This window comes from Streptomyces sp. TRM64462, from assembly GCF_013362995.1.
Lineage (GTDB): Bacteria > Actinomycetota > Actinomycetes > Streptomycetales > Streptomycetaceae > Streptomyces.
The window spans coordinates 1-264 of the sequence record NZ_JABWDV010000079.1; the positions used below are offsets into that span (position 1 = coordinate 1).

Here is a 264-nt window from a genome sequence, read left to right on the forward strand (position 1 = left end):
TCCCAACGTTTACGGCGTGGACTACCAGGGTATCTAATCCTGTTCGCTCCCCACGCTTTCGCTCCTCAGCGTCAGTATCGGCCCAGAGATCCGCCTTCGCCACCGGTGTTCCTCCTGATATCTGCGCATTTCACCGCTACACCAGGAATTCCGATCTCCCCTACCGAACTCTAGCCTGCCCGTATCGACTGCAGACCCGGGGTTAAGCCCCGGGCTTTCACAACCGACGTGACAAGCCGCCTACGAGCTCTTTACGCCCAATAA

The 264-nt window shown here is 58.0% G+C and carries 1 rRNA gene; it reads right to left on the reverse strand.

Annotated elements, in window-relative coordinates:
- Positions 1-264 (reverse strand): 16S ribosomal RNA (locus HTZ82_RS03650); the annotation flags it as partial.